18 protein-coding genes and 1 pseudogene are annotated in these 20219 nt (G+C 59.2%); 7 read left to right on the forward strand and 12 right to left on the reverse strand.

The window, feature by feature from the left end:
- Positions 1–54 precede the first annotated feature (54 nt).
- From ACODS3_RS24205 to ACODS3_RS24215, 3 genes and pseudogenes are all read left to right on the forward strand, one after another.
- Positions 55–192 (forward strand): annotated as a pseudogene (locus tag ACODS3_RS24205) (DUF72 domain-containing protein); the annotation flags it as partial.
- A 56-nt stretch (positions 193–248) separates the two neighbouring features.
- The gene (locus ACODS3_RS24210; protein ID WP_489036626.1) at positions 249–1082 is read left to right on the forward strand and encodes an isocitrate lyase/PEP mutase family protein; all 834 of its coding nucleotides are present in this window, start codon (positions 249–251) and stop codon (positions 1080–1082) included.
- A gap of 2 nt (positions 1083–1084) precedes the next feature.
- Positions 1085–1774, forward strand: coding sequence for an extensin-like domain-containing protein (locus ACODS3_RS24215; RefSeq protein WP_201017905.1), 690 nt, complete (start codon positions 1085–1087; stop codon positions 1772–1774).
- An 82-nt stretch (positions 1775–1856) separates the two neighbouring features.
- Here ACODS3_RS24215 and ACODS3_RS24220 read toward each other — a convergent pair whose 3' ends face one another.
- Entirely contained in the window at positions 1857–2480 is a 624-nt protein-coding gene (locus tag ACODS3_RS24220; protein WP_201003620.1) for an energy transducer TonB, read from the reverse strand.
- A gap of 96 nt (positions 2481–2576) precedes the next feature.
- On the opposite strand from ACODS3_RS24220, the gene ACODS3_RS24225 reads away from it, so the two are divergent.
- The gene (locus ACODS3_RS24225) at positions 2577–3359 is read left to right on the forward strand and encodes a class I SAM-dependent methyltransferase (RefSeq protein WP_304575024.1); all 783 of its coding nucleotides are present in this window, start codon (positions 2577–2579) and stop codon (positions 3357–3359) included.
- A 98-nt stretch (positions 3360–3457) separates the two neighbouring features.
- Here ACODS3_RS24225 and ACODS3_RS24230 read toward each other — a convergent pair whose 3' ends face one another.
- Positions 3458–4090, reverse strand: a complete 633-nt coding sequence (locus tag ACODS3_RS24230) for a TetR/AcrR family transcriptional regulator (protein ID WP_201017903.1) — start codon at positions 4088–4090, stop codon at positions 3458–3460.
- A 90-nt stretch (positions 4091–4180) separates the two neighbouring features.
- On the opposite strand from ACODS3_RS24230, the gene ACODS3_RS24235 reads away from it, so the two are divergent.
- Together ACODS3_RS24235 and ACODS3_RS24240 are read left to right on the forward strand one after the other, a co-directional pair.
- The gene (locus ACODS3_RS24235; RefSeq protein WP_201017902.1) at positions 4181–5281 is read left to right on the forward strand and encodes an efflux RND transporter periplasmic adaptor subunit; all 1101 of its coding nucleotides are present in this window, start codon (positions 4181–4183) and stop codon (positions 5279–5281) included.
- 6 nt (positions 5282–5287) lie between these two features.
- Positions 5288–8347, forward strand: a complete 3060-nt coding sequence (locus ACODS3_RS24240) for an efflux RND transporter permease subunit (RefSeq protein WP_201017901.1) — start codon at positions 5288–5290, stop codon at positions 8345–8347.
- Between the two features lie 51 nt (positions 8348–8398).
- Here the strand turns inward: ACODS3_RS24240 and ACODS3_RS24245 are convergent, their stop codons facing one another.
- From ACODS3_RS24245 to ACODS3_RS24270, 6 genes are all read right to left on the reverse strand, one after another.
- On the reverse strand, positions 8399–9088 hold the full coding sequence (locus ACODS3_RS24245; RefSeq protein WP_201017900.1) for a DUF4197 domain-containing protein: 690 nt from the start codon (positions 9086–9088) through the stop codon (positions 8399–8401).
- A gap of 97 nt (positions 9089–9185) precedes the next feature.
- A complete protein-coding gene (gene plsB / locus ACODS3_RS24250; RefSeq protein ID WP_489036631.1) occupies positions 9186–11672 on the reverse strand; it encodes a glycerol-3-phosphate 1-O-acyltransferase PlsB in 2487 nt (828 codons plus the stop codon).
- A gap of 280 nt (positions 11673–11952) precedes the next feature.
- Entirely contained in the window at positions 11953–12330 is a 378-nt protein-coding gene (locus tag ACODS3_RS24255; protein WP_201017899.1) for a hypothetical protein, read from the reverse strand.
- Positions 12331–12348: 18 nt separating this feature from the next.
- Positions 12349–13158 carry a putative RNA methyltransferase gene (locus ACODS3_RS24260; protein WP_489036633.1) on the reverse strand — a complete coding sequence of 270 codons (810 nt, stop codon included), beginning with the start codon at positions 13156–13158 and terminating at the stop codon, positions 12349–12351.
- Entirely contained in the window at positions 13158–14309 is a 1152-nt protein-coding gene (gene dapE, locus ACODS3_RS24265) for a succinyl-diaminopimelate desuccinylase (protein ID WP_201003602.1), read from the reverse strand. The genes ACODS3_RS24260 and dapE overlap by 1 nt, the downstream gene beginning before the upstream one ends.
- A gap of 124 nt (positions 14310–14433) precedes the next feature.
- A complete protein-coding gene (locus ACODS3_RS24270) occupies positions 14434–15867 on the reverse strand; it encodes a DHA2 family efflux MFS transporter permease subunit (RefSeq protein ID WP_489036635.1) in 1434 nt (477 codons plus the stop codon).
- Between the two features lie 343 nt (positions 15868–16210).
- Between ACODS3_RS24270 and tcdA the strand changes: the two genes are divergently transcribed.
- Positions 16211–17041 (forward strand): tRNA cyclic N6-threonylcarbamoyladenosine(37) synthase TcdA, encoded by an 831-nt coding sequence (gene tcdA / locus ACODS3_RS24275; protein ID WP_489036637.1) that lies wholly within the window; start codon positions 16211–16213, stop codon positions 17039–17041.
- Here the strand turns inward: tcdA and ACODS3_RS24280 are convergent.
- From ACODS3_RS24280 to ACODS3_RS24295, 4 genes are read right to left on the reverse strand one after another with little or no spacing between them, the layout of a single operon-like run.
- A complete protein-coding gene (locus ACODS3_RS24280; RefSeq protein WP_201017896.1) occupies positions 17032–17439 on the reverse strand; it encodes a SufE family protein in 408 nt (135 codons plus the stop codon). The genes tcdA and ACODS3_RS24280 overlap by 10 nt on opposite strands.
- Positions 17436–18641 (reverse strand): aminotransferase class V-fold PLP-dependent enzyme, encoded by a 1206-nt coding sequence (locus ACODS3_RS24285; RefSeq protein WP_201017895.1) that lies wholly within the window; start codon positions 18639–18641, stop codon positions 17436–17438. The genes ACODS3_RS24280 and ACODS3_RS24285 overlap by 4 nt, the downstream gene beginning before the upstream one ends.
- A gap of 59 nt (positions 18642–18700) precedes the next feature.
- Positions 18701–19735 (reverse strand): 2,3,4,5-tetrahydropyridine-2,6-dicarboxylate N-succinyltransferase, encoded by a 1035-nt coding sequence (gene dapD, locus ACODS3_RS24290; RefSeq protein WP_489036640.1) that lies wholly within the window; start codon positions 19733–19735, stop codon positions 18701–18703.
- Between the two features lie 35 nt (positions 19736–19770).
- A complete protein-coding gene (locus ACODS3_RS24295; protein WP_201017894.1) occupies positions 19771–20118 on the reverse strand; it encodes an ArsC family reductase in 348 nt (115 codons plus the stop codon).
- Between the last annotated feature and the right edge of the window lie 101 nt (positions 20119–20219).

Raw genomic sequence — 20219 nt, forward strand, 5'->3', positions numbered from 1 at the left:
GTGCATCGGGCGTTTTGAGACTGAAACAGGTGTAAACCTATTTCAGGACTAGACATCCATACCCCGGACAACCTGAAGGCCCCCGACCTGGCCCAGCGTTTTCATCGGTTTCTGATGGCGCGCCTGCCGGGGCTGGCGCCATTGCCCGAGCTGGATCGCGGGCCGCAAGTTGAGCAACTGGGCTTGCTCTGAGGTCGATAGTTGTGGGTTCAATAGACACCCACATCACGATGACCTGGAAAAAGCTCATGGACTCTCGACAACTGCACCGGGCACAAGCATTCAAGGCACTGCATGAGCGCGATAGCGCTTTTGTCATTCCCAATCCCTGGGACGCGGGCTCGGCAAAACTGCTGGCTTCGCTGGGGTTCGAGGCCTTGGCGACCACCAGCGCCGGGTTTGCTTTCAGTCTTGGGCGAGCCGATGCCGAAGGCGCAGTCGGTCGCGATGAGGGGCTGGAGAATATCGCCGCCATCGTTGCAGCAACCGAGTTGCCAGTAGCTGCCGATCTGGAGAACTGCTTTGCCGACAGCCCTGAAGGATGCGCCGAGACCTTGTTGAAGGCCGCTGCAACCGGGATTGTCGGTGGCTCCATCGAGGATGCCAGTGGTGATGCGACAAGGCCCATCTACGATTTCGAGCAGTCCGTCGAGCGCGTCAGGGCGGCGGTTGCAGCTGCGCGTAGCCTGCCGTTTCCCTTTCTGCTGACGGCACGTGCCGAGAACCTGCTGCATGGCCGGCTGGATTTCTCCGACACCCTGCGCCGCCTTGAAGCCTACGCCGAAGCCGGTGCAGACGTGTTGTATGCACCAGGATTGCGGACTCGTGAGGAAGTCATCGCCGTAGTTCGTGCCGTAGCGCCCAAGCCTGTGAACGTTCTGATGGGGCTGAGCGGCGTGACCCTGTCGGTGGCGGACCTGACCGAGTGTGGCGTCAGGCGCATCAGCGTGGGCTCTTCCATGGCGCGTGCGGCCTTCGGTGCGCTGTATCGGGCCGCAGAAGAGATCCGCACCCACGGCACCTTCAGCTATGCCGAGCAGGGGCTGCCATTCGCTCAGCTCAATGAATTGTTCAAACGCTGAGGATGCGGATTTTTCTGCTGGGGTTGCTGTTGTGTGCGGGAGCCGTTGTCGCAGTCTGGCGAGGCTGGATCGATGTACCGCCGCAGTGGAACCCGTGGGCACCTCTGGATGTGCGGCTTGAGCCTAACCTGCTGACGCCTTTCAAACTGGCGCGGTTGAAGGATGACCCGGCGCTGTGCGATCTGGCGCTGGGTTCATCGAGCCTGCGTTTCAGTCGTCAGGCCGACAGCGACCCGTCTGCCCGATGTCCCTTGCAGAACACCTTGCGCATACAGGGTGGCGATATCGCCTTGAGCAGCAGCTTTCTGGCCAGTTGCCCGCTTGCTGTGGCCTATGCCTTGTTCGATATCCACACTTTGCAGCCCGCCGCCCAGGCCGTGTTTGGTCAGCGTGTCGCTCGGATCGATCACTTGGGCAGCTTTGCCTGTCGCAACGTCTATAACCGTGCCAATAGCCGTCTCAGTCAGCACGCCACCGCCAATGCTCTGGATATCGCAGGGTTTCGTCTGGCTGACGGGCAGAGAATCAACCTGCTCAAGGACTGGAATGATGACGGTGAAAAGGGGCGCTTTCTAAGGCTGGTGCGCGATGGCGCCTGCAAGAACTTCAGCACGGTGCTGGGGCCGGAATACAACGCGGCGCATCGTGATCATTTTCATCTGGATATGGGGTTGTGGCAGGTGTGTCGTTAGGCTCTATATGAAATGTATCTGCGCTCGGTGATGCTGCGTTAAAAACAGGCTCACCTTCGCTCGAAAACATTTCAAGCAGAGCCTAGGCAGCCATGCGCAGGTTTTGCAGGATCAGCGGACGAGCCCAGCCGTTTTCATAGTCGAACTGGCGCTGTTGAGCCTGGATGGTTTCTTCGTCCAGTGGCAAGGCAGGCTTGTCGGCCAGCTCCCACTCGAATTCGGCAATCGGCAGGTGCAGAGGGCGCGGTTGCGGGCCTGGACCCGGGTTGCCGTTGTAGTTGTAAGGGTTGACCACGGTCGGGCGAACCCAGTTGCTGTCGAATTCCAGGTGGCGTTGCTGTTCGATGATTTCGCTGATGCTGAAAGGCTCGGCAGCCGGTGGCAGCAGGTCGAGTTCGAATTCGGCAATCGGCAGGAACAGCGGCTCTGGTGGTTTGACCTGAGTATCGGTAACAGGGCATGCGCGCTGCTCGACGATCTTGCTCAGTGTACGTGCGCCAGTGACCGGTTCGCCGGTTTCAACATCGACTTCAATCTTGATCGGCGCTTGCTCAGGCTTGCTGCCGTCACCGATCTGTTCTGCCATCGCCCGGGCAAATGCATCCGACCACAACTGCGTGACACCGGTCAGGGTGCGGCTGTTGCTGAGGCTGTAGTCGCCTGCGTGCGACAAGTAGCCGATGGATGATTGAACAATCTCTGACATGGCGATCAGTTCTGGCCTTGGGTCTGGCAAAATGCCCGATACTTGGTTATCGGCAGATTTTGCCGATCATTAACATTTTTTGAGTGTGTGCAGCGAATGAGTGAGCAGCAAGCGGGCAGCCGCATACGGGTCGAAGCCCTGACGGTGAGCGGACAGGATCAGGCATCGCTGTGGGCGCAGCGTCTGAACCTGCCTTTGCAGGACGAACAGGCCGACTTTGCCCTGCAACTGGGCGACAATGGCCTGCAATTGCAGCAGTTGGGCGACGATGCTCCAGGCCCCGTGCGAGTGGATTTTGTCGAGGGCGCGGTGGCCCATCGTCGTCTGTTCGGCGGCGGTAGCGGGCAGATGATCGCCAAGGCCGTCGGTATTCAGCCGGGCGTGCGGCCACGGGTTCTGGATGCCACGGCGGGGCTGGGCAAGGATGCATTCGTGCTGGCCAGTCTCGGCTGCGAAATGAGCCTGATCGAGCGTCAGCCGATCATTGCCGCCTTGCTGGAAGATGGCTTGCTGCGCGGGCGTCATGACGCTGACGTGGGCGGGATCATCGCTCAGATGCGTCTGCTGACCGGCAATTCCATCGAACTGATCCGCGCATGGGAGGGTGAGCCGCCACAGGTGATCTACCTCGACCCGATGTTCCCGCATCGTGAAAAGACCGCGCTGGTGAAAAAGGAAATGCGCCTGTTCCGTCCGCTGGTGGGCGATGACATGGACGCGCCAGCCCTGCTGGAGGCCGCTCTTGCCCTGGCGACCCACCGAGTAGTGGTCAAACGCCCACGCAAGGCACCCTGCATCGAAGGCCCCAAACCGGGTTATGCGCTGGATGGTAAGTCCAGCCGTTATGACATTTATCCGAAGAAGGCCCTCAAGAGCTAAATTCCCGCGTGTGTGGGAGCGAATTCATTCGCGAGAGGCCAGTAAATCCAGCGCAGTGTGACCTTCGCGACTGAAGTCGCTCCCACAGTTTTGCAGTGCTAAACCCCATAAGCCCGCATGAACAATTCCACCACCTCCCGAACATGCTGCTCGGCGGTGTCTTCGTCGGGCAGCTCTCCGCAGCCCACCAGCAGACGGAAATGGCATAGCCCTTTGACCATGGTCAGAAAGTGCTCGGCGGCGGTTTTCGGCGACTGGATGCGCAACCCGCCTGCCTTGTCTATCTGCCTCAGCAGGCTCTCCATCTCGCTGAGAATGCGTTGTGGCCCAGCCTCGAAGAAGATCATCGACAGTTTCGGGTCCTGAGTACCCAGGTTGACCATCAGGCGGTTCAGCTCAAGCGATTCAGGGCTGTTGATCAGTTTCTGGAATGCCCGGGCGATGTTCAGCAGCACCGTTTCGACCGGTAAATCACTGTTCAGATGAAGAAACAGGGCAGGCATCTGTTCTTCGCAGCGGGCGACCACGGCTGCTGAGAACAATGTTTCCTTGTCGGTGAAGTGGCTATAGACCGTGAGTTTGGAGACGCCCGCTTCGGTGGCGATGCTGTCCATGCTGGTATTGGCATAGCCATGGCGCACGAAAAGGTCTTTCGCGGCTTCCAGAATGGCTTTGCGTTTTTCCAGGTTTTTGGGGCGACCTGGACCTGCGTTTAACGAAGTGTTTGGCATATGTTGAAATAATGAACTGGAGAGTTTGAAATATTTTAATATACTCGCCGGTACAATTATTCCAAGCCCTATTGTGCAAAGGTCCACATCATGTTCCGCGATGCTTTGTCTCTTGTCGTGCCTTTTTGTCTGTTGTCGCTGCTGACAGCATGTGGTCAGGAAGTGGCTGCGCCTGTAGTGGTGCGCCCTGCAATGGTGGTGCAGCCATTGCTTTCCTCGCAATCGGTGGACAGTTATCCCGGTGAGGTGAGGGCTCGTTTCGAGCCTGAGCTGGCGTTTCGTATTGGCGGCAAGGTCAGCAAGCGTCTGGTCGAGGTGGGGCAACGGGTCAAGGCCAACCAGCCGTTGGCCGAACTGGATGCTGAAGATGTGCGCCTGCAACTGGAAGCGACCCGTGCTCAGGTGGGCGCCGCAGAAGCCAACCTGAACCTGGTACGTTCCGAGCGTGATCGCTACAAGACCCTGCTGGATCGGCAGATGGTCAGCCGCTCGCAGTACGACAACGCGGAAAACCTTTATCGTTCCGGCGAAGCCCGGCTCAAGCAGATCAAGGCTGAATTGACCGTCGCCGATAACCAGACCAGCTACACCGTTTTGCGTGCCTCGCAGGATGGCGTCATCGCCGCACGTTCGGTGGAAGTCGGGCAGGTGGTTGCAGCAGGCCAGACGGTCTTTACCCTGGCGGCAGATGGTGAGCGGGAAGTCCTGATCAGTCTGCCGGAACAGAACTTTGCCCGTTTCAAGGTTGGCCAGCCGGTTTCAGTCGAACTGTGGACCCTGCGCGATCAGCGTTTTGCCGGTCGCATTCGTGAGCTTTCACCGGCAGCCGATCCGCGTTCACGCACCTTTGCCGCCCGCATTTCCTTTGCCACCGGGCAGATTCCGGCCGAGCTGGGCCAGAGTGCGCGAGTGTTTATTGCCGCCGAGCAAGCGGTCCCGCTGGCGGTGCCACTGTCGGCCGTCACTTCGGAAAATGGCGCCAGTTACGTCTGGCGGGTAAATCCTGACAGCACCCTCAAGCGTACCCCTGTGCAGCTTGGGCCGTATGGGCAGGAATCGGTGCCAGTGCTCGAAGGCCTGAAAGAAACCGACTGGATAGTCGCTGCCGGTGTGCATGTGCTGCGTGAAGGCGAGCAGATCCGCCCGGTAGACCGCAGCAACCGTGCGGTAAAAATGGCTGCCAAGGAGTAGGCGCGGATGAATTTCAATCTTTCCGAATGGGCGCTGCGCCACCGCCAGGTCGTCCTGTATCTGATGATCGTGCTGGCTGTGGTCGGTGCGCTTTCCTACACCAAGCTTGGGCAAAGCGAAGATCCTCCTTTCACGTTCAAGGCCATGGTCATTCGTACCCTGTGGCCGGGAGCAAGTGCCGAGGAAGTGGCGCGGCAAGTGACGGATCGAATCGAAAAGAAACTGATGGAAACCGGTGAGTACGAGCGGATTTCTTCGTTCTCGCGTCCTGGCGAGTCGACCGTGACATTCATGGCTCGCGATTCGATCTTTTCTTCGGCATTGCCCGAACTTTGGTACCAGTTGCGCAAGAAGATCGGCGATATTCGGCAAACCTTGCCTGAAGGCGTGCAGGGGCCGTTTTTCAACGATGAGTTCGGCACGACCTTCGGCAGTATCTATGCACTGACCGGCAAAGGCTTCGACTACGCCGTGCTCAAGGATTATGCCGAACGCATTCAGATCCGTTTGCAGCGGGTCAAGGATGTCGGCAAGGTTGAGCTGATCGGCTTGCAGGACGAGAAAATCTGGATCGAGCTGTCGAACATCAAGCTGGCCACGCTGGGCCTGCCCATGCAGACCGTGCAGCAGGCCCTTGAGGCGCAGAATGCGGTGTCGTCTGCGAGCTTCTTTGAAACCCCGGCCGAGCGTATTCAGTTGCGGGTCAGCGGGCGTTTCCAGTCGGTGGATGAAATTCGCAACTTCCCGATTCGGGTCGGGGATCGCACGTTGCGTATCAGCGATCTGGCCGAAGTGCATCGAGGCTTCAACGATCCGCCGGCACCGCGCATGCGCTTCATGGATGAGGATGCAATCGGCCTGGCCGTGGCCATGAAGGATGGTGGCGATATTCTGGTGCTGGGCCGTGCGCTGGAAGGCGAGTTTGCCCGTCTGCAGAACAACCTGCCCGCGGGCATGCAGTTGCGCAAGGTATCCGATCAGCCCGCGGCGGTAAAAACCGGTGTCGGTGAGTTCGTTCAGGTACTGGCCGAGGCGCTGGTCATTGTCTTGCTGGTGAGCTTTTTCTCTCTGGGGATGCGTACCGGCATGGTGGTCGCCCTGGCGATTCCACTGGTTCTGGCCATGACCTTCGCCACCATGTATTACCTGGGGATCGGCCTGCACAAGATTTCCCTTGGCGCTCTGGTGCTGGCGCTGGGTTTGCTGGTGGATGACGCGATCATTGCTGTGGAAATGATGGCGATAAAAATGGAGCAGGGCTACGACCGGCTCAAGGCGGCCAGCTTCGCCTGGACCAGCACGGCGTTCCCGATGCTGACCGGCACCCTGATTACTGCGGCCGGTTTCCTGCCTATTGCCACTGCACTGTCGAGTACCGGCGAATATACCCGTTCGATCTTTCAGGTCGTGACCATTGCCCTGATCGCGTCCTGGATTGTCGCGGTGATGTTTGTGCCTTATCTGGGCGACCGCTTGCTGCCGGATCTGGCGAAGATTCATGCGGCCAAGCATGGCACGAATGCTCCCGATCCTTACGCAACACCCATGTACAAGCGTGTGCGTGCGCTGGTGGGGTGGTGCGTCGAGCGGCGCAAGACGGTGATTGTCGCGACCGTTGCCCTGTTCGTCCTGTCGGTGGTGATGTTCCGCTTCGTTCCGCAGCAGTTCTTCCCGGCATCGGGACGTCTTGAATTGATGGTTGATCTGAAACTGACGGAAGGTGCGTCTCTGCACAATACGGCCGAGCAGGTGAATCGACTGGAACAGATGCTCAAGGATCATCCGGGGATCGATAACTACGTGGCTTACGTGGGTACCGGTTCGCCGCGTTTCTATCTGCCGCTGGATCAGCAACTGCCCGCTCCGAGTTTTGCCCAGATCGTGGTGCTGGCCAAAAGCATCGAGGATCGTGAAGCCTTGCGCAGTTGGCTGATTACCAGCCTCAACGAGCAATTCCCCACCTTGCGTTCACGGGTGACGCGCCTGGAAAACGGCCCGCCCGTGGGGTACCCGGTGCAGTTCCGGGTGACGGGCGAGCATATCGAGGTGGTTCGGGCTCTGGCTCGTCAGGTCCGGGAGAAAGTGAGGGAGAACCCGCATGTCTCCAATGTCCATCTGGACTGGGAGGAGCCCAGCAAGGTCGTGCATTTGAATATCGATCAGGACCGGGCGAGGGCGCTGGGCGTTACCACGGCGGATCTTTCATCCTTCCTGCGGCATTCGCTTACCGGCTCCAGCGTCAGCCAGTTCCGCGAGGACGATGAGCTGATCGAAATCCTGCTGCGCGGCACTCGTAACGAGCGTGAGCAACTGGGTTCACTGTCGAGCCTGGCGGTGCCCACGCAAAGTGGAGCCAGCGTCGCGCTGTCGCAGGTTGCAACACTGGAATATGGTTTTGAAGAAGGCGTCATCTGGCACCGCAACCGTTTGCCCAGTGTGACCGTACGTGCCGATATCTATGGCAAGGAACAGCCTGCGACACTGGTCCAGCAGATCCTGCCGACCCTTGAGCCGGTACGTGCTGAACTGCCGGATGGTTATCTGCTGGAAGTGGGCGGCACCGTTGAGGATTCGGCTCGCGGGCAGAACTCGGTGAATGCCGGTGTGCCGCTGTTCATCGTGGTCGTGCTGACCTTGCTGATGATCCAGTTGCGCAGCTTTTCACGCATGTTCATGGTGTTCGTGACGGCCCCCTTGGGCCTGATCGGCGTGACGCTGTTCCTGCTGATCTTCAATCAGCCGTTCGGCTTCGTCGCCATGCTGGGCACCATCGCCCTGTCCGGGATGATCATGCGTAACTCGGTGATTCTGGTGGACCAGATCGAGCAGGATATCGCCGGTGGGCAGGATCAATGGCACGCCATCATTGAGGCCACGGTACGCCGTTTCCGCCCGATCGTGCTGACTGCACTGGCCGCCGTCCTGGCCATGATCCCGCTGTCACGCAGCCTGTTCTTCGGCCCGATGGCGGTCGCGATCATGGGCGGCCTGATTGTCGCTACTGCGCTGACCTTGCTGTTCCTGCCAGCGCTTTATGCGGCGTGGTTCAGGGTAAAACGACCGTAGGAGCCAATTCATTCGCGAAACCATTCGCGGATGAATCCGCTCCTACTCGGTTTAGAGCGCTCCAAACACCTTCTTCGCCAATCCGGTCGCTGCGGCAGCCGGGTTGGCGCGGATGCTTTCTTCCTGTCTGGCGATCATCTCGAACAGGCCGTTGAGCGCTTGTTCAGTCACATAGCCTTCAATATTGGAGCTTTTCGCGTCCAGAACGCCCAGGGTTGCTGCCTGGCTGGCAAAGGCATTGTATTTCTGTGCCAGACCTACCTTGTCGGTGGCTTGCTTGACGATAGGCAGGAACTTGGCGCGGATCTGCTCACGGCTGCTGCTGTTCAGGTACTGGGTGGCCGAGTCCTTGCCGCCACTGAGGATCGACTTGGCATCGGCCACGCTCATTTTCTTGACGGCATCCACCAGCAGGGCCTGAGCCTGAGGCACAGCGGCTTCGGCGGCCTGGTTCATGCTGGCTTCCAGTTGATCGACCTGGGCGCCCATGCCGAACTGTTTCATCTTTTTCGCGACCTTGCCCAGATTGCCCGGCAACTCGATGCGCACTTCCTGGTTATTGCTGAAACCGCCGGGAACGCCCAGTTGTTTGACCGCGACTTGCGCGCCTTGAGTCAGTGCATCCTTGAGCCCGCCTGTGGCATCCGATTGCGACAGGTCGCCAAGAGACAGGGCAAACACGTTAGCCGACAGCAGCAGGCCTGCACACAGGCCGGCAAAGGTAAACGATGGGCGAAGCATGGCAGCATCCTTATTTTGTAGAGTCTTGGAAGTCGCGCTGACACGACCGTCAGCGCGACCCTGAATTGAGGTTATCAGGGAACCGGAAAAACGTGGCTCAATCTGCGGCAGGCGTTTCTTCGATCTCGTTATGCAGCGCCACCTGTCGAATCGACAGGCGAATCTCTGCCGGCAGTACACGCTTGGCTGCACCCTCCGCCAGCTCACCGAGCAGCGGGTGATGGCTCAACTTGCCAGCGCTGTCCTTGCGCAGCACGCCGAGGTCGAGCAAGGTCTGGATGAAGTGCCGGAACAGGCTCTTGTCGAAGAACTCCGGCGCATTGAGGCCATGCAGGATCGACAGCCGCTGAGCCATGACTGTACACAGGTCTTCCAGCTCTTCTGCGCTGAGCGTGTTCTGGCCGCTGTTGAGCAGCAACGAGATGGCCATGTAGAAACGCTGCAAGGTCTGGGCGATGGCCCTGGACAGCAGCGTCAGTTGTACAAACTCCCTCGAACTCGGTTCCGGGCGTACGAAGGCATCGTTCTTGAAGCGCAGCAGGCCTTGCTCGACGAATGCGGCCAGCCACTGGTCGACGATTTCATCCAGCTCTTCCAGCGTCCAGCGAATGAACAGCTCCGATTGCAGATACGGATACAGCGCACGGGTGTAGCGCAGGATCTGCTCACGGCTCATGCGCGACGAACTCTGGAAGAAGCTTGCCAGCAGCGAGGGCAGGGCGAAGATATGCAGCACGTTGTTGCGGTAGTAGGTCATCAAGACCGCGTTCTGTTCGTTCAGATACAGAATCTTGCCCAGCGCATCCTTTTGCTCGGCCAGCAGATCCATGCCTTTGACATGCTCGATCAGCGCCCGGCCATCGCCCTCTGGCAATGTGGTGTGCGGTGAGTACGGTACTTTTCGCAGCAGTGTCAGGTACAGATCCAGCACCCGCTCCATGGCCTGATCGTCCAGCGCCAGCCGCTGGGTGGAGAGCAATGCTACGGCCACCAGATTCACCGGGTTGACGGCGGCAGCTTCGTTCAGATGCTGAGCCACACGCTCGCCCAGGCGATTGGTGGTTTCATTGAGCCACGCCGGACGGAACTGCGGCCCCAGCTCCTGCTCACGCCAGTCGGGTTGTTCGTTATCGAGGAACTGTGCCAGCTTGATCGGCTCGCCAAAGTTCACCGACACCTGCCCGAAACGCTGCTTGAGGGCGCCGATCACCTTGAAGATATCGAAGATCGATTCTTTCTTCTTGCTGGCACCGCGCAATTCGCCCAGGTAGGTACGACCTTCGAGCACCCGCTCATAGCCGATATACACCGGGACGAACACGATGGGCATGCGCGAGTTGCGCAGGAAACTGCGCAGGGTAATGGCGAGCATGCCGGTCTTGGGTTGCAGCATGCGCCCGGTACGCGAACGGCCACCTTCGACGAAGTACTCGACCGGGAAACCCTTGGTGAACAGGGTATGCAGGTATTCGTTGAAAACGGCGGTATACAGCGGGTTGCCCTTGAAGGTGCGGCGCATGAAGAACGCGCCGCCGCGCCGTAGCAAGCCACCGATCACTGGCATGTTCAGGTTGATGCCAGCCGCAATGTGCGGCGGAGTCAGGCCGTTGCGAAACAGCAGATAGGACAGCAGCAGGTAATCGATGTGGCTGCGGTGGCACGGGACATAAATCACTTCATGGCCGGGCGCGACGTTCTGTACGCCTTCGATATGGCTGACCTTGATACCGTCGTAGATCTTGTTCCAGAACCAGCTCAGCACCACTTCCAGAAAACGGATGGCCGAATAGGTGTAGTCCGAGGCGATTTCGTTGCCATAACGCAGAGCCTGCTCCCGGGCCTTTTCGTGAGTGATCTTCTCGCGCTCGGCCTCTTCCACGATGGCCTGCTGGACCATCGGTTCGTCCAGCAGCCCTTTGACCAGATTGCGGCGGTGCGAAACGTCGGGGCCGATCACCGCGCTTTTCAGGTTGCGAAAGCGGACACGCAACAAGCGCTGGCTCATGCGCAGGGTGAGTTCAGGGCTCTTGTTCTCGTTGATCAGATCACGCAGGTGGATGGGGTCTGAAAACTGTACGCGGGTCTTGCGGCCCAGAATCAGGATGCTGACCAGGCGGCGCAGACGCCCGGTAACCGCCCAACTGTCAGCGAACAGCAGTTTCCACGCACTGGATTCATGGTCCGGCGATTGTCCCCAGAACACACTGACCGGAATGATCTGAGCATCTTCGGCGGGGTTGCGGCTGACCGCCTCAAGCAGTCGCTCCAGAGTGGGCGGCGCACCGCGCTTGTCCTGGCGACCCAGCCAGTCCGGCTCGGGCGTCAGATAAAAGAACGCAGCGGGCTCCATCAGATTGCCCACCGGTACAGGCAGGATCGGGCGCGGCAGGCCTGCCTTGCGGCATTCGGTATCGATGACTGCCAGGTCGCTCAGTGAAGGCGATTGCAGTACATAGAACACCGGACGGCTGCGATCCAGATTGAGCGTGAAGGACGACTGGTTGATGGTTTCCGAGCGAACCCAGAGATACAGCAACCGGCGCAGAGTGCCGAATACAAGACGACGGAACGGGGAACGGGTCATACGGCTTCTGCTGAGTGGGATGTAGGGGCGAGCGCCCGATGGGCGTCAGTGTGCCGTATCTGCCCGGTATCGGCAAAGCGGCCGATAGCGGTGGCAAGCGAGCCTGATGCTGATCGGTTACGGCATATATGTCATGAAGTGGGAGAGGCCTTGGCCGCGACGACCCCAATTGACAGGCAACACATTTTTAGCGTCTTCAAACTGGCTGTCGCGGCCAAGGTCCCCCCACGGATTGCGGCCCAATCACTCGATATCGATATCTTGTGCTTGCTGTATGTCTTTACGAAGTGCGCCAGGTAATCTCTTCTTCCCCATCGGCGCTGATGCGAATCCAGCGGTCGGCGGCATCGTCGCTTTCTTCTTCGACCCAGGTCCCCGGCGCGCAGCGTACTTCGACATTGAGTGCAGCGAAGGCGGCGCGGGCGCAGGCGATATCGTCCTCCCACGGGGTCTGGTCGCTTTCCAGGTACAGGCTGTTCCATTTGCCGACAGCCTTTGGCAGCCAGGTGACCGGAACATTGCCGGCCTTGCATTTCCAGGTCTGGCCTTTCTGGGTCCAGTCGCTGCAAGGACCGAGTACGGTCCCGAGCCATTGGGCGATGGCCTTGTGATCGACGTCTTCGTCTTTCAGGTAAATCTCGATATCGGGTTGGCGCATGGGGGCCTCGTTTGAATGCTACTGCAGCACGAAATAATCGTAGCGCATGGATACGGTGACCTTGAAAGGTCCTGGGTGCTCGATGACCGCTGTGCGACGCTCGGCGCTGGCACGCCATCCGTGAGGCGTCATGGCCAGCAGGTCGGCGCGTGACTGCCCGTCGATCAGCTTCAGGGTGTAGCGCAAGGTTTCGCTGTGTTGTAGCTGCATGCCTTCCGGCACAATGGCCAGATGCTTGTCGTCAGCGTAATCGCGCACTTCATCGTAGAGTCGCTGGCGCAGTTCCATCAGGTGCTCGTTGGTCGGGCCGACGCGCATCAGGCCGCCACCGGGCGTCAGCAGGCGCTTGGCTTCTTTCCAGTCCAGCGGGCTGAAGACGCTGGCCAGAAACTGACAGCTGGCGTCCGGCAATGGCACGCGGGCCATGCTGGCGACCATCCAGGTCAGCTTCGGGTTGCGACGGCAGGCACGCTTGACCGCTTCGCGGGAAATATCCAGCGCATAGCCATCGGCGTGAGGCAGGGCTTCGGCGATCTGCGCGGTGTAGTAACCCTCACCACAACCGATGTCCAGCCAGTGAGCCGGGGCGCGCTCGGCAGCCAGTTCGGCCAGACGCTGCGCCACCGGTGCGTAATGCCCGGCATTCAGGAAGTCACGCCGGGCCTCGACCATGGCCTGGTTGTCTCCAGGATCACGGCTGTTCTTGTGCTGCACGGGCAACAGGTTCAGATAGCCCTGACGCGCACGGTCGAAGCGATGATTGGCTGGGCAGACCACGCCATTGTCGGCGGCGCCCAGAGGCGCCGAACAGATCGGGCAGGTCAGCATCAGGCGAGCAACTTGACCATGGTCTGGTAGTAGATCTCGGTCAAGACATCGAGATCGCTGGCCAGGATGCGTTCGTTGACCTGATGGATAGTCGCATTGACCGGCCCCAGTTCAACCACTTGAGTGCCCAGGGTCGCGATGAAACGGCCATCCGAAGTGCCGCCACTGGTGGAAGCCTTGGTTTCGCGCCCGGTGACCTGCTTGATGCTGGCCGAAACCGCATCCAGCAATGCGCCGGGTTCGGTGAGGAATGGCAGACCCGACAGCGCCCAGTCCACGTGCCAGTCCAGACCGTGCTTGTCGAGGATTGCGGCGACACGTTGCTGCAAGCCTTCGACAGTGGATTCGGTCGAGAAGCGGAAGTTGAACACAGCCACCAGATCACCGGGGATCACGTTGGTCGCGCCCGTACCGGAATTGAGGTTGGATATCTGGAAGCTGGTCGGCGGGAAGAACGCATTGCCATCGTCCCAGTGCTCGGCAGCCAGTTCGGCCAGTGCCGGGGCAGCCAGATGAATCGGGTTTTTAGCCAGATGCGGATAGGCCACATGGCCCTGGACACCGCGTACGGTCAGTTTGGCGCCCAGCGAGCCGCGACGACCGTTTTTCACCACGTCGCCCACCAGTGTTGTACTCGATGGCTCGCCGACGATGCACCAGTCCAGACGCTCTTTACGGGCAGCAAGACGTTCAACGACAGCCTTGGTGCCATGGTGCGCCGGGCCTTCTTCATCGCTGGTGATCAGGAATGCCACCGAACCCTTGTGATTCGGGTAATCGCTGACGAAACGCTCGGACGCCACCAGCATTGCAGCCAGACTGCCTTTCATGTCAGCAGCACCACGGCCGCAGAGCATGCCGTGTTCGTCGATCAGCGCATCGAACGGATCGTTCTGCCAGGCCTGGACAGGGCCGGTCGGCACCACATCGGTGTGGCCGGCGAAACACAGCACCGGACCTTCGCTGGTGCCATGTGTTGCCCAGAAGTTGTCGACGTCTTCGATGCGCATGGGCTCCAGCTTGAAGCCCGCATCGCCCAGACGTTGCATCATCACGGTCTGGCAATCGGCATCGACCGGAGTGACCGATGGACGGCGAATCAGGTCGCAGGCGAGTTGAAGCGTGGGCGAAAGGTCGGCTGGGGCCGTCATGAACTGAACTCCGGTAGCAAGGCTATGGGCGCGAAAAGGCGGATATCTTAAAGCAAAACGAAGTTAAACGGCGTTCATGACTGCCGTTCGATACCCGGACTTTCAATCAGCGTCATCGTCGCCATTACTTGCGCAGGAATACTGCGCCGGTTACTGAGGCCAGAAGAGACAGCAGGCCACCCAGCAGGAAGGCCGCGCCATAACCGCCACTCAAGGCTTCCAGTGCTGTGTAACCGGCTTCTGCGAGTCGTTCGTTATAGTACGAAGCCAGGCTGCTGATAATGGCCAGACCCACTGCGCCTCCGAGCATGAAAGAGGTATTGACGATCCCCGAGGCGATGCCTTCTTCGCCGGGTTTTGCATCGCCCATGGCGACAACCAGTATGGGGTTGAAGCCCATCCCTGCGCCCACGCCGATCAGCAGCATGCCCGGCAGGATATCAAGCAGGAAGTTACCGGCGGCAGGTGCCTTGGCCAGCAGGAAAAGGCCTGCGGCAGCGAGCGCGAGCCCAAGGACCAGCGGCAGTTTTACCCCGTAGCGAATGATGAGCCTGGAAGACAGGAGTAATGAGCACAACGCCATCACCAGATTGGCCGGAAGAAACGCCAGCCCGACCTCAAGAGGTGAGTAATCCAGTACTTGTTGAAGATACAGGGCACAAAGAAAAAACCAGGCAAACATGGAAGTTGCCCAAAGTACGCCAATGAAATTGGCTGTTGTCAGACTCCTTGAGCGGAAAAGTCGTACAGGGATCAAAGGAGCTTTCGTACGAAGTTCTATAACGATAAACAGAATGAAAAGTAGTGCCGAAGTGGCAAGTTGGCTAAGTGTGCTCGTAGAACGCCAACCGATATGATTGCCATTCATGATTGCGTAAACGGCCAGCATCAACGCTGCAATTATCGTGATTGCCCCCGCTATATCGAGAGCGCCTTTTTCCGTTGCTTCGGCATGTGGAAGCAAGCGCCTGCTCAACGCGAGGACAAGAACACCTGTCGGCAGATTGATCAGGAAAATCGAATACCACTCATAGAGGTTGGTCAGGACGCCACCCAGCAACACTCCGATACTGCCGCCACCGGTACACACGAAGCTGTAGGCTGCAATGGCTTTTGCACGTTCAGTCGGGTCCGTGAACAGGCGGATGATAAGCGACAGCGCTGTTGCGGTGAGCAGTGCGCCGCCAAAGCCTTGAAATGCGCGGGCTGCGATGAGTGTTTCTTGAGTCGTCGCGATACCGCAGGCCAGTGATGCGATGGTAAACAGGCTGGTCCCCCAGATAAAAACCGCTCGTTGCCCATACAGATCGCCAAGGCGGCCGCCCAGCAGCAGAAACCCGCCAAAGGTCAATAGATACACATTGATGACCCATGCCAATGAGGCATCGTCAAAGCCCAGGTCCAGTTTGATGGACGGGAGTGCCACGTTCACGATCGTTGTATCCAGCACGATCATAAGAGTTGCCAGACAGATAACGGTTAATGCTTGCCAGCGTTTTTCGTGAAAGGCAACTTGTTCCTGAGGTGAGTCAAGTGGGCTGGTGTTGAGAGTGCTCATGAACATGCATCCGTTTTGTCATTTTTCTGATTGCACAGATATGGTTTTTTTGAAACGTCAGAATATAGAGTTCATCTAGTCAGTGTGTTGTTGTGCTGATCCTGATTTATAAACAAAATAATTCGCTTGGGGGATGTATATATTTAGTTGTGGTGGGTTGTTTCGAGTTGATGGGCGCGCTTTCCTGATCGATATGTCCATGGCCTTTTGCATGTTTGCTGCGGCCTTTTTTATCTTCTTGTTCAGTGCTCCGTAGGCAGTGATTGCCAGTCAGGCGATGAGAAGGGTGCCGAGCCTCTGCCAAACCTCTTATAATGCGCGCCGGTTTTTCGGGGTAATTGACATGAGCACAGAAGATCCACGGTTCGCAGGCATCGCCCGTCTGTACGGCGTTGAGGGGCTGGAACGCTTGCGCGCAGCCCATGTGGCCGTGGTCGGTATCGGCGGCGTGGGTTCCTGGGCGGCCGAGGCCATGGCTCGCTGCGGTGTAGGCGAGATTTCCCTGTTCGATATGGACGACGTCTGCGTCAGCAACAGCAATCGCCAGTTGCATGCGCTGGACAGTACGGTGGGCCGGCCCAAGGTCGAGGTCATGGCTGAGCGGATAAAGGCGATCAACCCGGCGTGTGTCGTGCATGCGGTCAGCGATTTCGTGACCCGTGACACCATGGCGGATTACATCACCCCGGATCTGGACTTCGTGATCGACTGCATCGACAGCGTCAACGCCAAGGCCGCGCTGATTTCATGGTGCAAGCGGCGCAAGATCCAGATCGTGACCACCGGTGGTGCTGGCGGGCAGATTGACCCAACCCAGATTCAGATCGGTGACCTGAACCGCACCTTCAACGATCCGCTGGCCTCCAAGGTACGCTCGACTCTGCGCCGCGAATACGGTTTCTCCCGCACTCCGAACCGTCACTACAGCGTGCCCTGTGTGTTTTCCAGCGAGCAACTGCGCTATCCCAAGCCTGATGGCAGCATCTGCTTGCAGAAGCGTTTCGTGGGGGATGGCGTCAAACTCGACTGCGCGGGAGGTTTCGGTGCGGTGATGATGGTGACGGCGACCTTCGGCATGGTCGCGGCCACCCGGGCTATCGACAAGCTGGTGGCCGGAACACGGCGTCCTTCCGAGCGTGTAAAACCGGTTTCGGCTCCGCTGCCTCAGGCGTGAGCCAGTTGCCGCATCTTGTGCAGCACGGCGTTCAGGCCGTTGCTGCGCGAAGGTGACAACTGGCGACTCAGGCCCAGTTGATTGAACCAGTCGGGCAGGTCCACCTCCAGCAGTTCCTGCTCCGAGAGGCCGTTGACCCGCTCCAGCAGCAGCGCCACCAGACCGCGAATCAACCGTGCATCACTGGCGGCCCGAAACTGCCAGCGTCCATCGCTGACAGTGCCCAGTAGCCAGACCTTGCTTTCACAGCCCTGCACCAGATGCTCTTCGGATCTTTCGTCTTCGCTCAGGGCGGGCAGCCGGTCGCCCCATTGCATCAGCAGGCGAGCGCGTTGCTCCCAGCCTTGAAGCTGGCTGAAGGTGTCCAGTGCCGTTTGCGCGCCTGTGGTCAGAGTCATCGCAGCAACTCCAGCGCCTGATCCAGAGCACTGAAAAAGCGCAGCAGGTCATCCGAGTCGTTGTACAGGCCAAGTGATACACGGATTGCGCCTGACAGACCAAGGTTCTTGAGCAGTGGCATCGCACAATGATGGCCTGCGCGTACGGCAATGCCCTGTTCAGTCAGCAGATGAGCCAGATCGGCGTTATGTATGCCATCGACTACGAAGCTGACCAGCGCCAGTTCCGGCGAACCCAGCACGCGAATGCCGTCACGCTGTTGCAGGCCTTCCAGCAGGCGTTGATGCAGCCGGGCTTCATGTTCGGCCACGGCCTGCTGATTCAGACTGTCCAGATAATCCAGGGTCGCACCCAGGCCGATCACGCTGGCAATCGGCGGCGTACCGGCCTCGAAACCCAGGGGCGCGGAGCGGAAACGGGCCCGGTGGTAATCGGCGTCCAGTACCATTTCACCGCCGTATTGCCAGTGTTTCAGGCGTGGCAGTGCTGCGTTGCTGGCATACAGCACGCCGAGCCCGTCCGGGCCATAGAGCTTGTGGCTGGAAAATACATAGAAATCGCAACCCAGTGCCTGCACATCATGTCGGCCATGGACCACGCCCTGGGCGCCATCCACTACCGTCAATGCGCCTTGTTCTCTGGCCAGCTCAAGCAGGCGTGGCAATGGCTGCCAGGCGCCGAGTACGTTGGAGAGCTGACTGACTGCCAGCAAGCGAGTGCGCGGGCCGATCAGCGTAGTGGCCGCATTCAGGTCGATCAGGCCATTGCTGTCGAGTGGCAGGATCACCAGTTTCAGGTCGCGGCGCTGGGCCAGTTGCTGCCAGGGCAGCAGGTTGGCGTGGTGTTCCAGTGCGCTGATAACGATTTCGTCGCCTGCGGCAAACTCCTGCTCCAGGCCGTAAGCCAGCAGGTTGAGCGCCGAGGTTGCGCCGTGGGTGAAAATGATCTGGCCGGATTCACTGGCGTTCAGCCAGTGGGCAATCTTGTTGCGGCTGTCCTCGAACGCCTGGGTGGCGTGAGCACCGGGTAAATGCTGCGCACGATGCACATTGGCGGCACCGTTTGCGTAGTAATGGGTCAGGGCATCGATCAATGCCTGGGGTTTTTGCGTGGTTGCAGCGCTGTCCAGATACGTCTGGCCCTGGCGCTGAAGGGCGTCGATGGCAGGGAAGTCAGCGCGCCATGGAGAAATGAGGGGCATTGTTCATCCAGCTCGATGGAGCGGGTACAGGATGTGAAACCCTGTACCCGGACACGGCATCAGTTATGAGCGTGCAGTGCTTCGTTCAGCTCGATGGCCGACTTGTGGGTCTTGCATTCCACTGCGCCGGTCTGCGAGTTGCGACGGAACAGCAGATCGGTCTGACCTGCCAGGTCGCGAGCCTTGACGACTTTGACCAGCTCGTTGTTTTCATCGAGCAGAGCGACTTTGGTACCGGCAGTGATGTACAGGCCGGCTTCGACGGTGTTGCGGTCGCCCAAAGGAATGCCGATACCGGCGTTGGCGCCGATCAGGCAGCCTTCGCCGACCTTGATGACGATGTTGCCGCCACCGGACAGGGTGCCCATGGTGGAGCAGCCGCCGCCGAGGTCGGAACCCTTGCCGACGAAGACGCCTGCCGAAACACGGCCTTCGATCATGCCCGGACCTTCGGTGCCGCCGTTGAAGTTGACGAAACCTTCGTGCATCACGGTAGTGCCTTCGCCCACGTAGGCGCCCAGGCGAACACGTGCGCTGTCAGCGATACGCACGCCGCTCGGCACTACGTAGTCGGTCATTTTCGGGAACTTGTCCACCGAGAAGACTTCCAGCAGCTCGCCTTTCAGGCGTGCTTCGAGTTGACGCTCGGCCAGCTCGGCCAGATCCACTGCACCCTGGCTGGTCCATGCAACGTTTGGCAGCAGCGGGAAGATACCGGCCAGATTCAGACCGTGTGGCTTGGCCAGACGATGGGACAGCAGGTGCAGCTTGAGGTAGGCCTCAGGCGTTGAAGTCAGGGGCGCGTCTTCTGCCAGCAGAGTGGCGACCAGCGGCTTGTGGCTTTCAGCCAGACGAGTCAGCAGGGCAGCTTGAGCGGCATCGATGGATTTGACCGCATCGACCAGTTTCGAGGCCTGGTCGGTGTTGAACGCAATGGCCTGGTTGCCAGCGCTGTAGCCCAGAACCGGCGCGATAGCGGCAATCAGCTCAGCCGACGGGTTGATCAGCGGCTGGGCGTAAAAGACTTCCAGCCACGCGCCTTGACGGTTTTGAGTGCCGACACCGAAGGCCAGGCTGAACAGGGTAGTAGACATGCAAATTCCTCTTGCCAATTAAAGGGCCATCTCAATCAGGCGATGGCCGTTGCATACAGGTCGGGTTTGAAACCAATCAGGGTTTTATCGCCAAGATCCAGCACCGGGCGCTTGATCATCGACGGCTGCGCGAGCATCAGTTCGATTGCCTTTGCCTGATCGAGATCGGCCTTCTGTCCGTCATCGAGCTTGCGAAAGGTCGTCCCCGCGCGGTTCAACACCACTTGCCAGCCGTGTTCATCGCACCACTGCGTCAGGTGCTCACGGTCAATGCCAAGTGTCTTGTAATCATGAAACTCGTAGCTCACGGTATGTTCATCGAGCCAGGTACGAGCTTTTTTCATCGTGTCGCAGGCTTTGATGCCGTATAGAGTGTAAGTCATTGTTTTACCCTAGAGTCACCGGGTTTCCCCTGATGCCCCACTATCTTCCCAGAGTTCAGCCCGCGATTATGCCACGCCCAAACGTACTGTGCCCGGCCGGG

Source organism: Pseudomonas sp. FG43, assembly GCF_057809175.1.